We start from the raw sequence: 19,673 nt of genomic DNA, 5'->3' as shown, positions 1-19,673 counted from the left end.
GGGACTCTCGCTTAGATTTCCCGCACGTTAAAGAAGACATAAGTGGGACCAGCGAGGGGACGGGAGCCTGCGTCATGTCCGATGCGCCTGAAGTGAAACCACCGGTGATCACACCGGTGCGCGTGATCATCGCCCTCTGTCTGGTGGCGCCGTTCGTCGCCATGCTCTGGGTCAGCTCGTACGCGAAGATCGACCCCACGTTCATCGGCATCCCGTTCTTCTACTGGTACCAGATGCTCTGGGTCGTCATCTCGACGGCGCTGACCATGCTCGCGTACAAGCTGTGGCAGCGTGACCAGCGCTCCCGTAAGACCTCGGGAGGCGCGGCGTGAACGACGGCGTGAACGGCGTCGCACTCGCCGTCTTCATCTTCTTCTTCGTGGCCGTCACGGTCATGGGCTTCCTCGCCGCGCGCTGGCGCAAGGCCGACGCCGAGGCCAGCCTCGACGAATGGGGCCTGGGCGGGCGCTCGTTCGGCACCTGGATCACCTGGTTCCTGCTCGGCGGCGACCTCTACACCGCGTACACCTTCGTCGCCGTCCCCGCGGCGATCTACGCGGCGGGCGCCTCCGGCTTCTTCGCGGTGCCGTACACGATCCTCGTGTACCCGCTGATCTTCACGTTCCTGCCGCGCCTGTGGTCGGTCTCGCACCGGCACGGGTACGTCACGACCTCCGACTTCGTGCGCGGCCGGTTCGGCTCCAAGGGGCTGTCCCTCGCCGTCGCGGTCACCGGCATCCTCGCCACGATGCCGTACATCGCACTGCAACTCGTCGGCATCCAGGCCGTCCTGGACGTCATGGGCATCGGCGGCGGCGAGAACACCAACTGGTTCGTCAAGGACCTGCCGCTGCTGCTCGCCTTCGGCGTACTGGCCGCGTACACGTACTCCTCGGGCCTGCGCGCCCCCGCGCTGATCGCCTTCGTGAAGGACACCCTGATCTACCTCGTGATCGCGGTGGCCATCATCTACATCCCGATCAAGCTCGGCGGCTTCGACGACATCTTCGCCGCGGCCGGCAAGAAGTTCTCCCAGATCAATCCGGCGACCGACAAGCCCGTCGGGGCGCTCGCCCCCGGCTCGCAGGGCACCTGGACGTACGCGACGCTCGCGCTCGGCTCGGCGCTCGCGCTGTTCATGTACCCGCACTCGATCACCGCGACGCTCTCCTCCAAGAGCCGCGACGTGATCCGCCGCAACACCACGATCCTGCCGCTGTACTCGCTGATGCTGGGCCTGCTCGCGCTGCTCGGCTTCATGGCGATCGCGGCCGGGGTGAAGGTGCAGAACGGGCAGCTGGCGATCCCGCAGCTGTTCGAGGACATGTTCCCCGACTGGTTCACGGGCATCGCGTTCGCGGCCATCGGCATCGGCGCGCTGGTGCCGGCCGCCATCATGTCGATCGCGGCGGCGAACCTGTTCACGCGCAACATCTACAAGGACTTCCTGAAGCCCGACGCGACGCCCGAGCAGGAGACCAAGGTCTCCAAGCTGGTGTCGCTGCTCGTGAAGGTCGGCGCGCTCGCCTTCGTCCTCACCATGGACAAGACGGTCGCCATCAACTTCCAGCTCCTGGGCGGCATCTGGATCCTCCAGACGTTCCCCGCGCTGGTCGGCGGCCTGTTCACCCGCTGGTTCCACCGCTGGGCGCTGCTCGCGGGCTGGGCCGTCGGCATGGTGTACGGCACGGTCGCCGCGTACGGGGTGGCCTCGCCGACGCAGGCCCACTTCGGCGGCTCGGCGAAGGAGATCCCGGGCATCGGCCAGATCGGCTACATCGGCATGACCGCCTTCGTCCTGAACGTCGCCGTCACCGTCGTCCTGACCTTCGTCCTGAAGGCGCTGAAGGCCCCGGAGGGCGTCGACGAGACGTCTCCCTCGGACTACACCGCCGACGCGGGCGACAAGGGCGTCAAGGTCGAACTGCCCACCGTGGGGGCCTCCGGCCACTGAGCCCCGGCGCCCGCCGCCCCCCTCGTCAGCGCACGAGCCCCTCCCTGGTGGAGGGGCTCGTGCGCTTACCGTGTCCCCCTGACCACCTACGGAGGAGAACCGCCATGCCCGCACCCATCGTCCTCGACAGCGACCCCGGCATCGACGACGCCGTAGCCCTCCAGTACCTGCTCGGCACCGGGCTGTGGGACCTCAAGGCGTACACGACCGTCGGCGGCAACGCGCCCGCCGAGCAGACCTTCCGCAACGGCCGCTCGCTGGCCCGCGCCTTCGGCATCGACGGCGACGTGCCAGTCCACCGGGGTGCCGGACGCCCGCTGACGCGGCTGCCGTACTCGGCCGCCGGCGAGTTCCACGGTGCGGGTGGCCTCGGCACCGAGTCCCTCGCCGCGTCGGCCGTCCCGGAGCTGACCGAGTCCTCCGCGCAGGCCATGCTGCGTCTCTCGCGTACGTACGAGGGTGAGCTGACGGTGTGCGCGACCGGGCCGCTCACCAATGTCGCCATCGCGCTCAGCGAGGACCCCGGGTTCGCCCGGCGGGTCAAGCACCTGGTGTTCATGGGCGGCGCGGCCGAGGTGCCGGGCAACATCACGCCCGTCGCCGAGTTCAACGCCTGGGCCGATCCGGACGCCGTGGACATCGTCGTCTCCTCCGGCATCCCGTACACGATGGTCGGGCTCGACGCGACGCACGGCTGGCGCTTCCGCGAGCAGGATCTGACGGTCCTGGAGGAGGCGGGCGCCGGGCAGGAGCTGACCGCGCGCCTGATGCGGTTCTACCTGAACGCCTACCGCGCCGCCGAGGGCTGCCCGCTGCACGACCCGCTGGCCGTCGGGGTCTGCGCCGACGAGTCGTTCGTGACCGCCGCCGAGGGCACCGTCGTCGTGGAGTGCGCGAGCGAACTGACGCGCGGCAAGACCGTGTTCATCCCGCACGACGCGGACTACCCGCGCGCCTACTACCAGGAGTCCCCGCTGGTGTCCGGCCGCACCCGGCACCGGGGCCGCGTCGCCCTCGGCACCGGCCCGCGCGACTTCACGCAGGACTTCGTCGCGGGCCTGCTGAAGTGGCCCGCCGTCTGACGAAGCCGTACGGCACCGCCCACCCCGACACAACATGTGGGCATGCTTCAGAGCACCGGCACAACATGTATGCTCGCTCTCGCTGTCGCAGCAGGGGAATCCGGTGCGAATCCGGAACTGTCCCGCAACGGTGAACGTACGCCCGCAAAAGGCCCGTACGTGAGTCCGATGACCTGCCGACGGCACGCCCGAGCCGCCCGGCCCGGGCGTCCACGACGTCCGGGCCTCGCGGAATGGGCCGGTGACGCGGGCCGCTTCGTGCGTGTGCCCGGGCCACTTCCTCCCCGCGGGCCCCGAGCCCAGCGAGGGAGAGCCCCACGTGACCATCGCGCCCGTCGATCCTGCGTCAGCCGCAGCCGGCGCCGATGCCGACGCCCCCGGGACCGCGCTGCTGCGCACCCTGACGGAGCTGACCGCCGACCTCCCCGACACCGACCCCGGCCGGGTCGCCGCCGCCGCGCTGCGCGGACGCAGCGCCCGCGCGGACGAGGCCGAGCTGCGGGAGCTGGCCACGGAGGCGGCGGCCGGGCTGATCTCCGAGGACCCGGCGTACTCTCGGCTCGCCGCGCGGCTGCTGACCCGGTCGATCGCCGCGGAGGCCGCCTCGCAGGGCGTCACGTCCTTCACCGCGTCCGTCGCCACCGGCCACCGCGAAGGGCTCGTCGCGGACCGCACGGCCGCCTTCGTCCGCACGCACGCCGCGTACCTGGACGCCCTGATCGACGTGCGCGCCGACGACCGCTTCGGCTACTTCGGCCTGCGCACCCTCTACAGCCGCTACCTGCTGCGCCACCCGATCACCCGCAAGGTCGTCGAGACGCCCCAGCACTTCATGCTGCGGGTCGCGGCCGGGCTCGCCGACGACGACAGCGTCCGCGCGCTCGACGAGGTGACCGCCCTGTACGGCCTGATGAGCCGGCTGGACTATCTGCCGTCCTCGCCGACCCTGTTCAACTCCGGCACCCGACACCCGCAGATGTCGAGCTGCTACCTGCTGGACTCGCCGCTGGACGAGCTGGACTCGATCTACGACCGCTACCACCAGGTGGCCCGCCTGTCGAAGCACGCCGGCGGCATCGGCCTGTCGTACTCCCGCATCCGTTCGCGCGGCTCCCTGATCCGGGGCACCAACGGCCACTCCAACGGAATCGTCCCCTTCCTCAAGACGCTGGACGCCTCCGTCGCCGCCGTCAACCAGGGGGGCCGCCGCAAGGGTGCCGCCGCCGTCTACCTGGAGACCTGGCACGCGGACATCGAGGAGTTCCTGGAGCTGCGCGACAACACCGGTGAGGACGCGCGCCGTACGCACAATCTGAACCTCGCGCACTGGATCCCCGACGAGTTCATGCGCCGCGTCGCCGAGGACCGCCCCTGGTCGCTGTTCTCGCCGTCGGACGTGCCCGAGCTGGTGGACCTGTGGGGCGAGGAGTTCGACGCCGCCTACCGCCGCGCCGAGGCCGAGGGCAAGGCCCAGCGGACCGTCGCCGCCCGCGATCTGTACGGCCGCATGATGCGCACCCTCGCGCAGACCGGCAACGGCTGGCTGACCTTCAAGGACGCCGCCAACCGCACCGCGAACCAGACGGCGGAGCCCGGCCACACGGTCCACTCCTCGAACCTGTGCACGGAGATCCTGGAGGTGACGGACGACGGGGAGACGGCCGTGTGCAACCTCGGCTCCGTCAACCTCGGCGCGTTCGTCGACACCGACGCCGGCGACATCGACTGGGAGCGCCTGGACGCGAGCGTCCGTACGGCAGTGACGTTCCTCGACCGGGTCGTCGACATCAACTTCTACCCGACCGAGCAGGCGGGCCGCTCCAACGCCCGCTGGCGCCCGGTCGGCCTCGGCGCGATGGGCCTCCAGGACGTCTTCTTCCAGCTCCGGCTGCCCTTCGACTCGCCCGAGGCCAAGGCGCTGTCCACGCGGATCGCCGAGCGGATCATGCTCGCCGCGTACGAGGCGTCCGCCGACCTCGCCGAGCGCGGCGGCCCGCTGCCCGCGTGGGACAAGACCCGCACCGCGCGCGGGGTGCTGCACCCCGACCACTACGCCACCGAACTTGCCTGGCCCCAGCGGTGGGCCGCGTTGCGGGAACGTATCGCCGCCGTCGGCATGCGCAACGCGCTGCTGCTCGCCATCGCGCCGACCGCGACCATCGCCTCCATCGCGGGCGTCTACGAGTGCATCGAGCCGCAGGTCTCCAACCTGTTCAAGCGCGAGACGCTGTCCGGTGAGTTCCTCCAGGTCAACTCGTACCTCGTGGACGAGCTGAAGCGGCTCGGGGTGTGGGACGCGCGCACCCGCGAGGCGCTCCGCGAGGCCAACGGCTCGGTCCAGGGCCTCACCTGGATCCCCGCCGAGGTCCGCGAGCTGTACCGCACCGCGTGGGAGATCCCGCAGCGCGGGCTCATCGACATGGCGGCGGCCCGCACGCCCTTCCTCGACCAGGCCCAGTCCCTGAACCTGTTCATGGAGACGCCGACCATCGGCAAGCTCTCCTCGATGTACGCGTACGCCTGGAAGTCGGGCCTGAAGACGACGTACTACCTGCGCTCGCGCCCGGCGACGCGTATCGCCCGCGCGGCCGGCCGCTCCACGGTCCCGGCCCCGGCCGCCCCCGAACCGACCGCTGTCCCGGCCGACGCCGACGCGGTCGCCTGTTCCCTGGAAAATCCCGAGTCCTGCGAGGCATGCCAGTAATGACCACCGCTCCCACGGAAAAGAACCTGCTCGACCCGGGCTTCGAACTGACCCTGCGGCCCATGCGCTACCCGGACTTCTACGAGCGCTACCGCGACGCCATCAAGAACACGTGGACGGTCGAGGAGGTGGACCTCCACTCGGACGTCGCCGACCTCGCCAAGCTGTCGCCGGGCGAGCAGCACATGATCGGGCGCCTCGTCGCGTTCTTCGCCACGGGTGACTCGATCGTCGCCAACAACCTCGTGCTGACGCTGTACAAGCACATCAACTCCCCCGAGGCGCGGCTGTATCTGAGCCGGCAGCTGTTCGAGGAGGCCGTGCACGTCCAGTTCTATCTGACGCTGCTCGACACCTATCTGCCCGACCCGCGGGACCGGGCGGCGGCCTTCGCGGCGGTGGAGAACATCCCCTCGATCCGCGAGAAGGCCGAGTTCTGCTTCACGTGGATGGACTCGGTGGAGCAGATGGACCGGCTGGAGAGCCGCGCCGACCGCCGCCGCTTCCTGCTCAACCTGATCTGCTTCGCCGCCTGCATCGAGGGCCTGTTCTTCTACGGCGCCTTCGCCTACGTCTACTGGTTCCGCTCGCGGGGTCTGCTGCACGGGCTCGCCACGGGCACCAACTGGGTGTTCCGCGACGAGACGATGCACATGAGCTTCGCGTTCGACGTGGTGGACACGGTCCGCAAGGAGGAGCCGGACCTCTTCGACGACGAACTGCGCACGCAGGTCACCGACATGCTGCGCGAGGCCGTGGAGGCGGAGCTGCAGTTCGCCCGCGACCTGTGCGGCGAGGGCCTGCCCGGCATGAACACGGACTCGATGCGCCAGTACCTGGAGTGCGTCGCCGACCAGCGCCTGGTGCGCCTCGGCTTCGCGCCGGTGTACGGCTCGGAGAACCCGTTCTCCTTCATGGAGTTGCAGGGCGTCCAGGAGCTGACCAACTTCTTCGAGCGGCGGCCCTCGGCTTATCAGGTCGCGGTCGAGGGCTCGGTCGAGTTCGACGAGGAGTTCTAGGAGGGACACGCCCTTCGGGCCGGGCGTCAGGCGGCGCGGGTGAAGCGGGCGCGGGAGGACTCGAACCCCTCCCGCGCCTGCCGCAGTTGGCGGTCGACGCGCCGCTCGTGTGCGATCCCGTACAGGGAGGGCACGGCCAGGAGGAGGAAGACGGCGAGGACGGTGAGGTAGTTCAGCGCGGTGTTCATGTCTCTACTGTCGTCCGCCGGGGCCCCGCGCGGCAGTGGCAGGACTGACACGCACCCTCGAATTCCTGCCAGCGATGCGGCACACTGTCGGCCATGCTGAAGAACGTGGCCGCGGTGCTGCTCCAAGGCGTCCATCCCTTCGAACTCGGCGTGGTGTGCGAGGTGTTCGGCCTCGACCGCTCCGACGCGGGGCTGCCCGCGTACGACTTCGCGGTGGTCTCCGCGCAGGGCCCGTCCCTGTCCACACACGTTCCGGGCCTGACCGTCTCCACGCCCTACGGACTGGAGCGGCTCGCCTCCGCCGACCTCGTCTGCGTCCCCGCCGCCGCCCGCCCGGCGGACGGCTATCCCCCCGAGCTGCTGGACGCGCTGCGGGCCGCCGTCGCGCGCGGGGCGCGGGTGCTGAGCGTCTGCTCGGGCGTCTTCGTGCTCGCGGAGGCGGGACTGCTCGACGGCCGCCGCTGCGCGGTCCACTGGCGGTACGCGGACGATCTGGCCCGCGCCTTCCCGCGCACCCGCGTCGACCCGGACGTGCTGTACGTGGACGAGGGCCCGGTGATCACCTCCGCGGGCACGGCCGCGGGCATCGACGCGTGTCTGCACCTCGTGCGCACCGAACACGGCCCGGACGTGGCGAACGCGGTCGCGCGCCGCATGGTCGTGCCCCCGCACCGCGACGGCGGTCAGGCGCAGTACGTGGAGCGCCCGCTGCCGCCGACCCGCTGCGACACGGTCGGCGAGGTCCTGGCCTGGATGGAACGGCATCTGGACCAGCAGGTGACCGTGGAGGAGCTGGCCGCGCGGGCGCTGATGTCGCCGCGCACCTTCGCCCGCCGCTTCCAGCAGGAGACGGGCACCACGCCCTACCGCTGGCTGCTGCGCCAGCGCGTCCTGTACGCCCAGGAGTTGCTGGAGCGCACGGACGAGACGGTGGACGCGGTCGCCGCGCGCTGCGGGTTCGGCAACGCGCCCGCGATGCGCCATCAGTTCATGAAGGTGCTCGGCACCACACCCCACGCCTTCCGGCGGACCTTCCGCGTCCCCGCGCCCGTACGACGTGAACGGCCCGCCGTCCCGGATGGTTCCGGGCGGCGGGCCGTTCACGGTTGAGCGTTGTCGGTTCCTCGGGCCTTCTAGGTCCCCCGGGCCTTGTCGGGAGCCGCGCCTAGTCGCGGGCCTCGACCTTCAGCAGGGCGCGCCGGGGCTGGAGCGTGATGCCGATGCGGGGCGTGCCGTCGGTCTCGGGCGCCGGGGTCAGCCGCCACTTCTGCACCACCGCGCCCAGCGCCAGCGAGAGTTCCGCCATGCTGAAGTGGTCGCCGGGGCACTTGCGGTTGCCGACGCTGAACGGGGCGTGCGCGGCCGGTGTGACGTCGGCGGCGCGCTCCGGGAGCCAGCGGTCGGGGTCGAAGCGGAGGTGCTCGCGGAACGCGCGCGCGTCGCGCTGCATGGCGAGCGGGCTGTAGACGATGTCCGCTCCGGCCGGAATGCGGTATCCGCCGAGGGTGGTGTCGACGGCGGCGAGCCGTGTCAGAATCCAGACGGCAGGCCGAATCCGCATGCCTTCCGTGATGAGATTCCGCATATATGCGAGTTCTTTGACGTCACCGAAAGCGATCGGCCGGCCACCGGTGACCGATTCCACCTCCTCGTACAACCTCCTTTCGTGCTCGGGGTGTTCGGCGAGAAGTTGAAGGATCCACGTGAGGGTCTTCGCCACATTCTCGGCGCCGGCCACGACGAGGGAGACGACTTGGTCGTGCACCTCCTGCTCGCCGACCGTTTCGCCATTCTCGTCGCGGTCGTCCAGCAATGCGGCGAGCAGATCGTCCGGATTGCTTCCGGCGGCGGTCTGCGCCCGTCGTTCGGCGATGATCTCGTCGACCAGGCGGTGCAGATCGGCCAGCGCGTTCTCGAATCGCCGATTGGCCGGCAGCGGCAGCCGGTACAGCGGGCCGAAGGACAGGATCATCCGCCGGTACAGGCCCTCGAAGACGGTGTGCAGGGCCGTACTGAGCCGGTCGGCGCGCTCGTCGATCGAGTCGACCTGGAGCACCGAGCGGGCGACGACCCGCGTCGCCGTACGGAAGGTCTCCTCGCCCATGTCCACGGTGGCGCCCACGCTCCAGCGGCCGGCCATCGCGCGGGTCTCCTCCTCCATCACGCGCGCGTACTCGTGGATCTTGTCCATGCGGAACGCGGGCTGGATCGCCCGGCGCTGGCGGCGGTGCAGCGGGCCGTTGCTGGTCGCCACGCCCTTGCCGAGAAGCACGCCCATGGTCTCCCACAGCGGGCCGCCGACCAGGAAGTCGGGGCTCTTGAGGAGCGCGGCCACGAGGTCGGGGTCGCACACGGCGTACGCGGTCTTCGGTCCGAGGCGCAGACGTACGACCTCGCCGCCGTCACGCAGCCGGGTCAGGAAGCCGAGCGGGTCGCGCAGCAGGTTCCAGGCGTGGCCGAGCAGCGGGGCACCGCCCGGCGCGGGTGGTGGCTCGCCGGGGCCGGGTCCGGCGCCCGCCGTGGCCGGGGGCAGGGTCGATCCGACGCTCATGCGCACTCCCCCACCTGGTCCGGCTGTTCGTCCGATATGTAGGGCGGAGTGGCGCGGTCGTCCCAGCTGTCGACCGCGTACCGCCCGGACTCGTGGTGGAACCAGTAGACGGAGCTGAACCAGTTGCGCATATTGGCGACGCTGCACCTGAGGGCCGCCGCGAGTTCTTTTCCGTGCGGCCCCACGTTCTCGGTGACGGCCGCGAGCCGTTCCACTTCCTGTTCCGCCGCGAGGAAGTCCTCGATGGTTCCCTCCACCCGGCGGCGGACTTCCGCTATCGCTTCCTGGAGGGACATCCCCTCGTGTTTGATGAGGGATATTCCAAGGTTGTGCAATTCTTCGCCCGCGAGTTCCTTGGGGAGCGAGCAGAGGTCGTTGTACCAGGCGGCGAAATCCTGGCAGGCGAGCGCCGCCCGCGTGAATGCCTCGTTCTTCCGCACCCAGGCCGGGAGTTCGTACTGCGCGGTGGGTTCCAGCAGGTCGAGCCATATCCAGTGGGCGAAAGTGTTGCGCCGCAGCGCGATGTATTCGTCCACCGTCGGGACGGTGCCGGTGATCCGGTTCTGGAACTCCTGGTCGTACGCGTCGATCACCACATGGAAGTGGCGGGCGAACCGCGCGTTCCACGTCCGGCTCAGCGAGCCGTACAGCCGCTCGACGCTCTCCGCGAACCCCGCCACCAGCGGATCTGTGTGGCCGGTGTGAAGATGTGGGGCATCTGTGGCCGCGTGCAGTTGAACCGCGAGCCGCCGCCAGCTCGCCACTCTGCCGTGGATCACATCGCGGTCGTGGCGGTCGTCCCAGACGAAGAACCACGCGCTGTAGTCGCAGATCGCGGCGATCACATCGTCGGGTGCCCCGAGGTAGTAGCCCGCCATGAGGTCCGTGTAGCACAGGCCATCGGCATATTTCTTCACCTTGTCGGCGGACATCAGGCGTTTTTCGAGCAACCAGGAGCGGGTCTTCTCCTGAAGCTGGGGCCAATACGGGTGCAGATTGCGAGGAAACGCATCCTCGATCACCGGTAGTGCCAGCGCCGGTGGGACCGCTGTGTGTGGATAAGCAGGCACGAACAAACCCCTCTCTGCCGCCTGAAGGCGTGCGCCCCTCTCGCGGTGCCGGGCGCGCGCCGTTGCGTATCCCCGCGCTTTCTATTCAGCACTACAACTGACCGTTCTGGGAACGGATTTGCCCTCCTCACTCCAAGAGACCGCCGGAATCGTCCCCTTACATGACCGAATATGGGCCGACGGAGATGCCGGCCCGGGCGCGGACGTGGGCGCGGACGCGGGCAGCACGACGAGCGGCGCCCGGCCGGAAGGTTCCGGGCCGGGCGCCGCTCGTCGCTGGGTGCGGGGTGGGGTCAGTCGTTGGGGACCACCGGGTAGCGGGGGGTGCCCTCCGCCATCTGCTTCAGCGCGTCCTTCCGCTCCCGCTTGGAGAGGCGGTCGATGTACAGGTAGCCGTACAGGTGGTCCGTCTCGTGCTGGAGGCAGCGCGCGAAGTAGCCGGTGCCGCGGACCGTGATCGCGTTGCCCTTCTCGTCCTGGCCGGTGACCACCGCGTAGTCGGGGCGGGCCAGTTCGGCGTACGCCGTCGGTACGGACAGGCAGCCCTCGTTGGAGTCGTCCAGGCGGCGGCGCTCGGCGGGCAGCTCCTGGAGCACGGGGTTGCACACGACGCCGGTGTGGCGCACGCCCTCGTCGTCGGGGCAGTCGTAGACGAAGACCTTGAGGTCGACGCCGATCTGGTTCGCGGCGAGGCCGACGCCTTCCGCTGTGCGCTGGCTGGCGAACATGTCGTCGACGAGGCGGGCCAGCTCGTCGTCGAAGGCGGTGACGTCCTTGCACTCCTTGTGCAGTACCGGGTTGCCGACGACGGTGATCGGGCGCGATGTGCCGCGCTCGCGGTACGCGGCCTCTCGGGCCTCGCAGTCCTCCGTGTCGATGACGAAGCCCTCGTCGTCGACGGGGAGCACGCCGCCGTGCTGCTTCTCGGTCTCCTGCTGCGCCATGAGCGACGTGAGCCTTCCTGAGCTACCGGAACTTTTCCCCTACACCCTACGGCGCCCACCCCCTCCCCCGGTAAGCCCGCCCTAAGCCCAGCCCCGCTCCTCAATCGCCGGAGGGGCTGGAAGTAGGCGCTGAGGCCAGCCCCCTCAGGGGCGCGGGGAACTGCGCGACCAGCCACGACGCACCCGGCACTCTGGGGCTCCGCCCCAAACCCCGCTCCTCAAGCGCCGGAGGGGCTGGATGTTGGCGCTGAGGCCGGCCCACCAGGGCACAAGGAGTCAGCGCTGAGGCCAGCCCCGTAAGGGGCGCGGGGAACTGCGCGACCAGCCACGACGCGCGCCGCGCGCGAAGAACCACCGGCCGGGGCTGCCCTGAACCCATGAACGAGCACGCCCCCCGCAAAGGGGATCAGCAGACCTCTTCCAGATCCCGCCAGTCCCGAGAATCCGGCGAATCCGCGACCCACCCGTCCAACAACCCCCGAACCAACGAAGCCGGCGCAGCCACCCCGCACTCCCGCTCCGGCACCCACAACTGCCCATCGGTCCGATGCCCCAGCGGCCCGGGATGCCCCGGCTCACTGTGATCGTGCGGATCCAGATGCTCCCCGTCCCCCTCATCGGACGGCATCCGCGACTCCGAACACATCCGGCACAGCAACCGCACCGACGACGACCAGTCCTCCGCCGCGAACCCGGCGTCAGCCGCCAGCCGCTCCAGCGCGTCCCGATCCGCCTCGGTGGCCGCCTCCAGCAGCACCACCCACGTCGGCACGGGAGAGGGCGCCCACAGCTCTATCTCGTCGAACACCGGGAACGACTGCCCGGAGGCGATGGTCCGCTCCCCGTGCGGAACCCCGTCGTGCAGCACGACCTCGCCCCAGCGCCGCCCGGACGACGGCAACGGGATCGACAGCACCTCGATCCGCGCCGGATCGAGCCGCCGCCCCCACACGACCTCGGCCTCGCCCTCCGGCGACAACCGCACGGCCGCGCTGCCCAGGTCCATCCCGGCCGGCTCCTCGGCGGCAGCCGCCCCGCCCGGCACCTTCAGCCCGTACGCCTGCCAGGACCGCCGGGCCAGCGGCCAGTCCTGGAGCGCGGTCGCCGCGATGCCCACGTTCCACCAGTCGGGCGCGCCCGTCTCACGGTCGAGCAGCGCCACCGCCCGCAGTCCCGCCGCCCGCGCCTGCTCCCAGTCGTGCCGGAACTTGTGCAGCAGCGCGAGGTTGAACCAGGACTCGGAGAGCCATGGCTCCAGGTCGGCGGCGCGGGTGAGCAGTGCTCCCGCGTCCTCGTAGCGGCCGTCGCCGATCAGCGTGAACGCACGATCTGTGGCCTGCCGCCACGAGGCGGAGGGCCGGTGCCGTCCCTTGCCGAAGATCCTCACGATTCCCGCCTGCCGATGCTTGAGGCCAGTGCCCCCGGACACCCCTTTCCCGGGGCTCGTTCGCATCCAACCACGTACGGTCGGACGCCCGCTCATTACCCATGGGTTACCCATCCCACCCCGGGCCCTCCCCTCCCGATCAGACCGGGAGGGCGACCACCCTGGCCAGCGCCTCCACCACCTCCGGCTGATACTCACGACCGGTGGCCAGACGCAGCCGTTCCAGGGCGGTGAGCGGCCCCTGAGGGCCCTCTTCCCTCGCCATCTCGTCGTACGCGTTCGCTGTCCGCACAATCCGCGCGGTCAGCGGCTGCTCACGGTAGGGGTCGGCCTGCCGCTCGACGACCACGGCGACCCGCGCGTCCACCCCGGTCTGCCGCACGACCGCGCCGCCGAGCAGGGCGATCCGCCGCTGCTGCGCCCCGGGCAGCGCGGCGGTGGCGCCCTCGGCCACCGGGTCGACGAGGGAGAGCTGCCCGATGTCGTGCATGAGCGCCGCGTACTCCAGGACGGTCAGATCGGGCTCGGACAGGCCGAGGTCACGCCCGACGGCCCGGCTGAGCGCGGCGACCCGGTGCGCGTGCCCGTGCGGTGTGTACCCCGCGATCTCGGTGGCCCGCGCGAGCGAGGCGATGGTCTGGCGGTACGTGGCCTTCACCGCGGAGTAGCGGCGGAACGCGAGCTGGGTCAGCAGCAGCGGCAGGCTGAGCACGGGCAGCGCCCACAGCCCCGCGACGGCCACCGCGAGCGCCATCACCGCGCCCGTCGCGCAGACGGCGGAGCCGATCCCGAGCATGGCCCGCAGTTCGTCGCGCAGCAGCGGGCCGAACGGCCAGCGGGTGCGAGCGCGGGCCAGCGCGGCGGCGAGCACGGCGTCGCACAGCGCGGTCGCGGCGAACAGCGCGACGATGAGCAGCGCGTACCCGGGCCCGTCGCCGAACCAGCGGCTGAGCACGCCCCGGTTGTACAGCGGCTGGAAGCAGAGCGCGGCGAAGCCCACCGTCAGGACGCGCCGGGCCATGTGCTCGGCGGACGGCCCCTTGCCCCGGGCCACGTGCGGCACGCAGCCGGCCAGCGACCCGGCGACGGTCACGGCGACGACCTGGAACACGCCGTGGTGCGTGGGCAGCCCGGCGACCTCCCCGGTCAGCGCGTACGCAAGGGCTCCCGCGGCCCCCAGCGGCGCTGGCTCCCGCTCCCCGCCGCCGGCCCAGCGGGCCAGCTCGCCGCCCGCGACGAGGGTGCCGAACGCGAGAGCGACCCCGCGCTCGTCGACACCGCGCCAGGCGGTCACGGCGAGCGCGGCGAGGGTGAGCAGAGCGGCCAGCAGGTAGACGGCGGCGACCGCGCAGGGCACGGCCGGCACGGGCGCGGGCCCGGCCGCGTCGGCGCCGGCGCGCCGCCTGGCCGTACGGTCCCTCATGGCGCGGCCGCCCGGGTCGCGGGGGTGTCGCCGGGCCGGGGCGCGGGCACGGCCGCTGCGGTCTCGTCGGCGGTGACGACCGGGTGCCAGCCGTCGCGCTTCAGCGCCCGCGTCAGCGCCCCGACCATCACCGGGTCGAACTGGGTGCCCGCGCACCGCTCCAGCTCGGCGAGCGCCACGGGCACGGGCCGCGCGCGGGAGTACGTACGGGTGGAGGTCATGGCGTCGAAGGCGTCGGCGACGGCGACCACGCGCGCGAACTCGGGGATCTGCGCGCCGGACAGGCCGTACGGATAGCCGCTGCCGTCGAGGCGCTCGTGGTGGTGGAGGATCGCGGAGCGCGCCTCTCCGAGGAAGGAGATGCCGCGCACCATCTCGTGGCCGTACTCCGGATGCAGTTCGATGATCTTGCGTTCCTGCGGGGTCAGCGGGCCGTCCTTGCGCAGCAGGCGGGTGGGGACGCCGAGCTTGCCGACGTCGTGCAGGATGCCGGCGAAACGCAGTACTTCGACGCGCTCGTCGGCCATGCCCAGTTCGCGGGCGATGAGCATGGACGCCTGGCCGACGCGCTCGCTGTGGCCGCGCGTGTAGCCGTCCTTGATGTCGACGGCCTGGACGAGGGCGCGGATGGTCGCCTGGTGGGCGGCGCGCTCGCGCTGGTACTGGGCGAAGACCCAGCAGGAGATGTACATCGGCAGCAGCACGAGCAGCGAGGCGAGCGGCCCGTACGCGCTGGTCCACAGCACGGCCATGACCAGGCCCGCCGCCCCGTGCACGGCCACCGGGGCGAGCGTGCGCAGGAACAGGCCGCGCCAGGCGGTGCGCGGCGGGACGCGCTCGGCGGCGGACAGGATCGCCCCGTCGAGGACGGCGAGCGCGGCGCTGAAGGCGAGCACGGCGCCGGCACAGGGCACGAAGGCGTACGGGAAGCGGGCCCCGGCGACGGCACCGGTCCCGGCGAGCGTGTCGAAGCCGCCCGCGGCCGCGCCCGAGGCGAGGGCGAGCCGGGCGGCGCGCCAGACGCGGCGCAGGCGCGCGGGGCGCTGGTCGACGCGGGCGAGCAGGGCGCCGGGGACGGCGACGAGCGCGGCGGCGCCCGGCGGCAGCAGGAACGCTCCTGCGAGCAGGACCGGGAAGAACGTGCCCATGCCCTTGGGCGCGCGGCGCCCGATGAGCCGGCAGCGGCCGGCCTGCTCGCAGCCCGCGTAGACGAGGGCGAGCAGGGCCACGGCGGGCCAGGGGGTCGCGGGGGTGAGCGCGGGGGCGGTGAGGGCCAGTGCGGCGCCGACGGCGAGCAGCACACAGGCGCGAGCCACCGGCGGAACCGACCGCATGCCCCAACTCCCTCCCCAAGGCGTCCAGTTCACGGAGGATAGGACGGGGCCCGGGTGGCGCGAGGGGCATCGGCGGGTATTGCCGGGGCGCGCGGCCCCGGATTCCCACGATCGGGTGAAGCGCCGGCTCAGGTCAGGGAGTTGCCCATGTCCTCGTCGGGGGTGACCTGGCCGGAGCGGATCAGCTCGATACGGCCCATGACCTTGGCGCGCAGATCGCTCGGCACGTCGTCATGGCCGCAGCACCGCTTCACCAGCTTCTTCACGGCCTGCTCGAGTCCGTACTTCTCCAGGCACGGGGAGCACTCCTCGAAGTGCACCTCGAACTTGGTGCAGTCACTGTCCGGCATCTCGTGGTCGAGAAACTCGTAGAGATGGTCCAGGACCTCACTGCAGTCCGTCTCGTGCGGCTCTCCGCAGCTCATGAGCCCGAGCCTTTCGCTTCGTTCGACTCACCGGCGCCGGCCGGGACGAGCCCGCGGTCGCGGGCGTAGTCCTCGAGCATGCCGCGCAGCTGGCGACGGCCCCGGTGGAGCCGGGACATCACCGTCCCGATGGGTGTCCCCATGATGTCCGCGATCTCCTTGTACGCAAAGCCCTCGACGTCCGCGAGATAGACCGCGATCCGGAACTCCTCGGGGATCGCCTGCAGCGCCGACTTCACGTCGGAGTCCGGCAGGTGGTCGAGCGCCTGGGACTCGGCGGAGCGCAGACCGGTGGACATGTGCGACTCCGCGCGCGCGAGCTGCCAGTCCTCGATCTCCTCGGCGGCGCTGCGCTGGGGTTCGCGCTGCTTCTTGCGGTACGAGTTGATGAAGGTGTTCGTGAGGATCCGGTACAGCCACGCCTTGAGGTTCGTGCCCTCGCGGAACTGGTGGAACGACGCGTACGCCTTGGCGTACGTCTCCTGCACCAGGTCCTCGGCGTCGGCCGGGTTGCGCGTCATGCGCAGGGCCGCCGAGTACATCTGGTCGAGGAACTCGAGCGCGTCCCGCTCGAAGCGTGCGCTGCGCTCGGCATCCGTCTCCGCCGGCTCGGGGCGCTCGTCCGCCTGGCCGTGCTCGGTCCCTGCGTCGGTCCCTGTGACCGGACCCACCTCCTCGAACGACGTGGCAAGGCCGAAGGAGACCCCGCTCGAATCGGAGGATAGACGACGATCCGGTCCGCCCGCCGCCCGAACGGGAGCGGTCTTGGCCGCGCTCAGCACGCTCCACTCCAGGTCAGGAGCAGTGGCGCGACTGGGGCAGATGGTCGAACCCATGCGGCGGACTTCCTCTCGTACGAACTCGTGCACCGACAGTCGGGACAACAGTGATCCCGCGCCGCGCATTCCCGTCCGTCACACGAGTGAGCGGGTCCACTCCACGACGGCGTCCGTGAGCGTGCGCAGCGCCTCCTCCTGCGTGAGCGGCGCCCGCTTCGGCACGGCGAACCCGTGGTCCCCGTACGGCACTTCGACCAGCCGGTTCGGGGGTGCCTGCGCGGCGGTGTCCCGCGCCGGGGGCGGGAACTCGGGGGGCTTGCCGAAGGGGTCGTTGCCGCCCTGGACGACGAGAGTGGGCAGGCCCGTGCCGAGGAGTTCGTCCGCGCGGGACTTCTCCGGCTTGCCGGGCGGGTGCAGGGGGAAGCTCAGGGCGAGTACGGCGGTGGCGGCCAGGTCCTTCGCCGTGCGGCACGCCACGCGGGCGCCCGCGCTGCGGCCCGCCGCGATCACCGGGAGGCCCGGGTTCTCCAGTGCGGGCCACAGGTCGCGCCAGCAGGCGTCCAGGGTCTTGGGGGCGGGGGCGAGTTTCTTGCCGGCGACGCGCCAGGGCTGTTCGACCAGGGCGACGGTCACTCCGTGGGCGGGGAGGGTGGCGGCCAGGGCCTGGAGGTCTCTGGCCTCTACGCCGCCGCCCGCGCCGTGGCCTGCGGCCAGCAGTAGCCGGGGTTCGCCTTGCGCCGGATACCAATGAACTCGGGCATCCCCGCCCCCTGTCCTCACGACCTCATCCACACTCACCCCTACATCTTGCCTCCGGCCGGGTGGGTGGGGGGCGTGCCCGGCGAGCACCTTCCCTCTCGTCGTGGCTGATCGCGCAGTTCCCCGCGCCCCTGGGTAGGTGGTGGCTCCGGCCGGTGGGTTTCCTCGACTTTCGTCGTGGCTGGTCGCGCAGTTCCCCGCGCCCCTGGAGGGGCGACTGCGTCGCCGCCTCCTCCCCTGGGGAGCTGGGGCGAAGCCCCGCTCCTTCAGGGGCGCGGGGAACTGCGCAACCTCAGCTACAAGCAGCCTCCGCCTGGAGAACTCCCCAGGGGCGCGGGGAACTGCGCGAGACGCCCCACCGGCCCGCAGGTGACCACGCGCGCGTAGTGCCCCGATAGGGGCGCGGGGAACTGCGCGAGACGGTCACTTCAAGCGGCCTCCGCCCGGAGAACTCCCCCGGGGTGGGTCAGAACAGGGTCGCCTCTTCTGGGCCGGGGAGTTCCTTGAGGAGGTCGGGGCCGTTGTTGCGGACGTTACTGACCGCAGTAGACACCGGAAACGCCCGCATCAGCCCCGCAGGAGGCACCGCCAACAACTCCCGCACCTCCTCCACCCCCGTCCGCCGAGGATCGAGCCACGCATCCCACCGATCCGGCGTCAGCATCAACGGCATACGGGGATGGATGTCGGCCAGCGACCGGGGCCCTTCCTCCGGCGCCACCCCCAGCGGCCCGCTCTCCGCCTCCGTAGTGATCACGGAACACGTCACCCACCAGGCGAGCGGATGCTCGTCCGGCAGCGTCCGGTCCCGCCAGAACTCGTACAGCCCCGCCATGGCGAACACGGACCCGTCCGCCGGAGTGACGAAGTACGGCTGCTTGCGCGGCCGCTTCTTCTTCCCCTCGACCTCGAGCTCCCGCTCCTGCGGCGCCGTCACCCACTCGTAGTACCCGTCGGCCGGGATCACACAGCGCCGCGCGGTGAACGCCCGCCGGAACGCCGGCTTCTCGTGCACGGTCTCGGCCCGCGCGTTGATCATGCGGGCCGCGCCCTCCGGCGTCTTCGCCCACGACGGCACGAGCCCCCACTTGAGCTTGCGCAACTGGCGAACCGGACGCGGGTCATCGGCGTCTTTCAGGGGACGGTCGAGGACGGCGTAGACCTCTTTGGTGGGCGCCACGTTGTAGTCGGGCTCGAAGGACTCCTCGGGCTCCCACTTCTCGACCTCGAAGATGCCTGCGAGATCCTCGGGGCTACGACTCGATGCATACCGTCCGCACATACGTGCCACAGTGCCAGAACTCGACCCCTCGCTGAACGGGAGCGCCGCAACACATGGACGCCAGCCTCTGGGACCGGATCTTCGGAACCCAGTCCGACCCCGACCAGTGGGTGGTGATCGCCACCGGCGTCGCCGCGCTCGCCGTGACCGTCCCGCACTCCGTGTGGCGGCTCAGCCGCAACGCGATCACGATCGCCCACGAGGGCGGCCACGGCCTGGTCGCGCGCCTGATGGGCCGCCGGCTCGACGGCATCCGGCTGCACTCGGACACCAGCGGCCTCACGGTCAGCCGCGGCAAGCCCACCGGCATCGGCATGGTCCTGACCGCGGCCGCCGGGTACACCGCCCCGCCGCTGCTCGGCCTCGGCGGCGCGGCCCTGCTCGCCGAGGGTCACATCACGCTGCTGCTGTGGCTGGCGACGGCCCTGCTCGTGGCGATGCTGGTGATGATCAGAAACGCGTACGGCGTGCTGACGGTGGTGCTGGCGGGCGGTGCGTTCCTGCTGGTGTCGTGGCTGACGGGCCCGCAGGTGCAGGCGGCTTTCGCGTACGCCGTGGTGTGGTTCCTGCTGCTGGGCGGGGTGCGTCCGGCGTTCGAGCTGCAGGGCAAGCGGCGCCGGGGCGGGGCCGGTGACTCGGACGCCGACCAGTTGGCCCGCCTGACGAACGTGCCGGCGGGCATGTGGCTGTTCTTCTTCCACGCCGTGTCGCTGTGTTCGCTGCTCGGCGGCGGGCGCTGGCTGCTCGGCCGCTGAACCGTTCGCCCCGGCCG

18 protein-coding genes and 1 riboswitch are annotated in these 19,673 nt (G+C 71.2%); of the genes, 7 read left to right on the top strand and 11 right to left on the bottom strand.

Features of this window, described 5'->3' with window-relative positions; genetic code table 11:
- The first annotated feature begins 74 nt into the window (after positions 1-74).
- The 5 genes from ACZ7LY_RS06315 (at position 75) to ACZ7LY_RS06295 (ending at position 6,759) form a co-directional block, all read left to right on the top strand.
- Positions 75-332, top strand: coding sequence for a DUF3311 domain-containing protein (locus ACZ7LY_RS06315; RefSeq protein WP_471623356.1), 258 nt, complete (start codon positions 75-77; stop codon positions 330-332).
- On the top strand, positions 329-1,954 hold the full coding sequence (gene mctP, locus ACZ7LY_RS06310; protein WP_471623355.1) for a monocarboxylate uptake permease MctP: 1,626 nt from the start codon (positions 329-331) through the stop codon (positions 1,952-1,954). Before ACZ7LY_RS06315 ends, mctP begins: the two co-directional genes overlap by 4 nt.
- Before the next feature lie 104 nt (positions 1,955-2,058).
- Positions 2,059-3,036 carry a nucleoside hydrolase gene (locus tag ACZ7LY_RS06305; RefSeq protein WP_471623354.1) on the top strand — a complete coding sequence of 326 codons (978 nt, stop codon included), beginning with the start codon at positions 2,059-2,061 and terminating at the stop codon, positions 3,034-3,036.
- A gap of 63 nt (positions 3,037-3,099) precedes the next feature.
- A riboswitch (cobalamin riboswitch) is annotated at positions 3,100-3,231 on the top strand.
- Between the two features lie 124 nt (positions 3,232-3,355).
- Positions 3,356-5,740 (top strand): ribonucleoside-diphosphate reductase subunit alpha, encoded by a 2,385-nt coding sequence (locus tag ACZ7LY_RS06300; protein WP_471623353.1) that lies wholly within the window; start codon positions 3,356-3,358, stop codon positions 5,738-5,740.
- Positions 5,740-6,759, top strand: a complete 1,020-nt coding sequence (locus ACZ7LY_RS06295) for a ribonucleotide-diphosphate reductase subunit beta (protein WP_471623352.1) — start codon at positions 5,740-5,742, stop codon at positions 6,757-6,759. Before ACZ7LY_RS06300 ends, ACZ7LY_RS06295 begins: the two co-directional genes overlap by 1 nt.
- Before the next feature lie 26 nt (positions 6,760-6,785).
- On the opposite strand, the gene ACZ7LY_RS06290 is transcribed toward ACZ7LY_RS06295, so the two are convergent.
- Entirely contained in the window at positions 6,786-6,947 is a 162-nt protein-coding gene (locus ACZ7LY_RS06290; RefSeq protein ID WP_471623351.1) for a hypothetical protein, read from the bottom strand.
- A 93-nt stretch (positions 6,948-7,040) separates the two neighbouring features.
- On the opposite strand from ACZ7LY_RS06290, the gene ACZ7LY_RS06285 reads away from it, so the two are divergent.
- Complete coding sequence (locus ACZ7LY_RS06285; protein ID WP_471623350.1) at positions 7,041-8,057, top strand: GlxA family transcriptional regulator; 1,017 nt, start codon at positions 7,041-7,043, stop codon at positions 8,055-8,057.
- A gap of 55 nt (positions 8,058-8,112) precedes the next feature.
- Here the strand turns inward: ACZ7LY_RS06285 and ACZ7LY_RS06280 are convergent, their stop codons facing one another.
- The 10 genes from ACZ7LY_RS06280 to ACZ7LY_RS06235 form a co-directional block, all read right to left on the bottom strand.
- Positions 8,113-9,498 carry a bifunctional albaflavenone monooxygenase/terpene synthase gene (locus tag ACZ7LY_RS06280; protein ID WP_471623349.1) on the bottom strand — a complete coding sequence of 462 codons (1,386 nt, stop codon included), beginning with the start codon at positions 9,496-9,498 and terminating at the stop codon, positions 8,113-8,115.
- Entirely contained in the window at positions 9,495-10,568 is a 1,074-nt protein-coding gene (locus ACZ7LY_RS06275; RefSeq protein WP_471623348.1) for a terpene synthase family protein, read from the bottom strand. The genes ACZ7LY_RS06280 and ACZ7LY_RS06275 overlap by 4 nt, the downstream gene beginning before the upstream one ends.
- 293 nt (positions 10,569-10,861) lie before the next feature.
- On the bottom strand, positions 10,862-11,512 hold the full coding sequence (gene def, locus ACZ7LY_RS06270; RefSeq protein ID WP_471623347.1) for a peptide deformylase: 651 nt from the start codon (positions 11,510-11,512) through the stop codon (positions 10,862-10,864).
- A 406-nt stretch (positions 11,513-11,918) separates the two neighbouring features.
- A complete protein-coding gene (locus ACZ7LY_RS06265) occupies positions 11,919-12,899 on the bottom strand; it encodes a tetratricopeptide repeat protein (protein ID WP_471623346.1) in 981 nt (326 codons plus the stop codon).
- 139 nt (positions 12,900-13,038) lie between these two features.
- Positions 13,039-14,322, bottom strand: coding sequence for an HD-GYP domain-containing protein (locus tag ACZ7LY_RS06260; RefSeq protein WP_471623345.1), 1,284 nt, complete (start codon positions 14,320-14,322; stop codon positions 13,039-13,041).
- Complete coding sequence (locus ACZ7LY_RS06255; protein WP_471623344.1) at positions 14,319-15,656, bottom strand: HD-GYP domain-containing protein; 1,338 nt, start codon at positions 15,654-15,656, stop codon at positions 14,319-14,321. The genes ACZ7LY_RS06260 and ACZ7LY_RS06255 overlap by 4 nt, the downstream gene beginning before the upstream one ends.
- A 128-nt stretch (positions 15,657-15,784) precedes the next feature.
- Complete coding sequence (gene rsrA, locus ACZ7LY_RS06250) at positions 15,785-16,081, bottom strand: mycothiol system anti-sigma-R factor (RefSeq protein WP_471623343.1); 297 nt, start codon at positions 16,079-16,081, stop codon at positions 15,785-15,787.
- Positions 16,078-16,752, bottom strand: a complete 675-nt coding sequence (gene sigR / locus ACZ7LY_RS06245) for an RNA polymerase sigma factor SigR (RefSeq protein WP_471623505.1) — start codon at positions 16,750-16,752, stop codon at positions 16,078-16,080. Before sigR ends, rsrA begins: the two co-directional genes overlap by 4 nt.
- Before the next feature lie 243 nt (positions 16,753-16,995).
- On the bottom strand, positions 16,996-17,658 hold the full coding sequence (locus tag ACZ7LY_RS06240; protein WP_471623342.1) for an alpha/beta hydrolase family protein: 663 nt from the start codon (positions 17,656-17,658) through the stop codon (positions 16,996-16,998).
- A 427-nt stretch (positions 17,659-18,085) separates the two neighbouring features.
- Positions 18,086-18,901 carry an SOS response-associated peptidase gene (locus tag ACZ7LY_RS06235; protein ID WP_471623341.1) on the bottom strand — a complete coding sequence of 272 codons (816 nt, stop codon included), beginning with the start codon at positions 18,899-18,901 and terminating at the stop codon, positions 18,086-18,088.
- A 53-nt stretch (positions 18,902-18,954) separates the two neighbouring features.
- Between ACZ7LY_RS06235 and ACZ7LY_RS06230 the strand changes: the two genes are divergently transcribed.
- Positions 18,955-19,656, top strand: a complete 702-nt coding sequence (locus tag ACZ7LY_RS06230; protein WP_471623340.1) for a M50 family metallopeptidase — start codon at positions 18,955-18,957, stop codon at positions 19,654-19,656.
- Positions 19,657-19,673: the final 17 nt, after the last annotated feature.

The sequence above is a fragment of the Streptomyces sp. NPDC107550 genome (assembly GCF_055639095.1).
The sequence above is the reverse complement of the archived record's forward strand: the minus strand, read 5'-3'. Positions and strand labels throughout refer to the sequence as shown.

Coding starts and splice junctions, on each gene's coding strand:
- ACZ7LY_RS06315 (WP_471623356.1), top strand. CDS start 75: ATGTCCGATGCGCCTGAAGTGAAACCACCGGTGATCACACCGGTGCGC.
- ACZ7LY_RS06305 (WP_471623354.1), top strand. CDS start 2,059: ATGCCCGCACCCATCGTCCTCGACAGCGACCCCGGCATCGACGACGCC.
- ACZ7LY_RS06295 (WP_471623352.1), top strand. CDS start 5,740: ATGACCACCGCTCCCACGGAAAAGAACCTGCTCGACCCGGGCTTCGAA.
- ACZ7LY_RS06290 (WP_471623351.1), bottom strand. CDS start 6,947: ATGAACACCGCGCTGAACTACCTCACCGTCCTCGCCGTCTTCCTCCTC.
- ACZ7LY_RS06285 (WP_471623350.1), top strand. CDS start 7,041: ATGCTGAAGAACGTGGCCGCGGTGCTGCTCCAAGGCGTCCATCCCTTC.
- ACZ7LY_RS06280 (WP_471623349.1), bottom strand. CDS start 9,498: ATGAGCGTCGGATCGACCCTGCCCCCGGCCACGGCGGGCGCCGGACCC.
- def (WP_471623347.1), bottom strand. CDS start 11,512: ATGGCGCAGCAGGAGACCGAGAAGCAGCACGGCGGCGTGCTCCCCGTC.
- ACZ7LY_RS06260 (WP_471623345.1), bottom strand. CDS start 14,322: ATGAGGGACCGTACGGCCAGGCGGCGCGCCGGCGCCGACGCGGCCGGG.
- ACZ7LY_RS06255 (WP_471623344.1), bottom strand. CDS start 15,656: ATGCGGTCGGTTCCGCCGGTGGCTCGCGCCTGTGTGCTGCTCGCCGTC.
- rsrA (WP_471623343.1), bottom strand. CDS start 16,081: ATGAGCTGCGGAGAGCCGCACGAGACGGACTGCAGTGAGGTCCTGGAC.
- ACZ7LY_RS06235 (WP_471623341.1), bottom strand. CDS start 18,901: ATGTGCGGACGGTATGCATCGAGTCGTAGCCCCGAGGATCTCGCAGGC.
- ACZ7LY_RS06230 (WP_471623340.1), top strand. CDS start 18,955: ATGGACGCCAGCCTCTGGGACCGGATCTTCGGAACCCAGTCCGACCCC.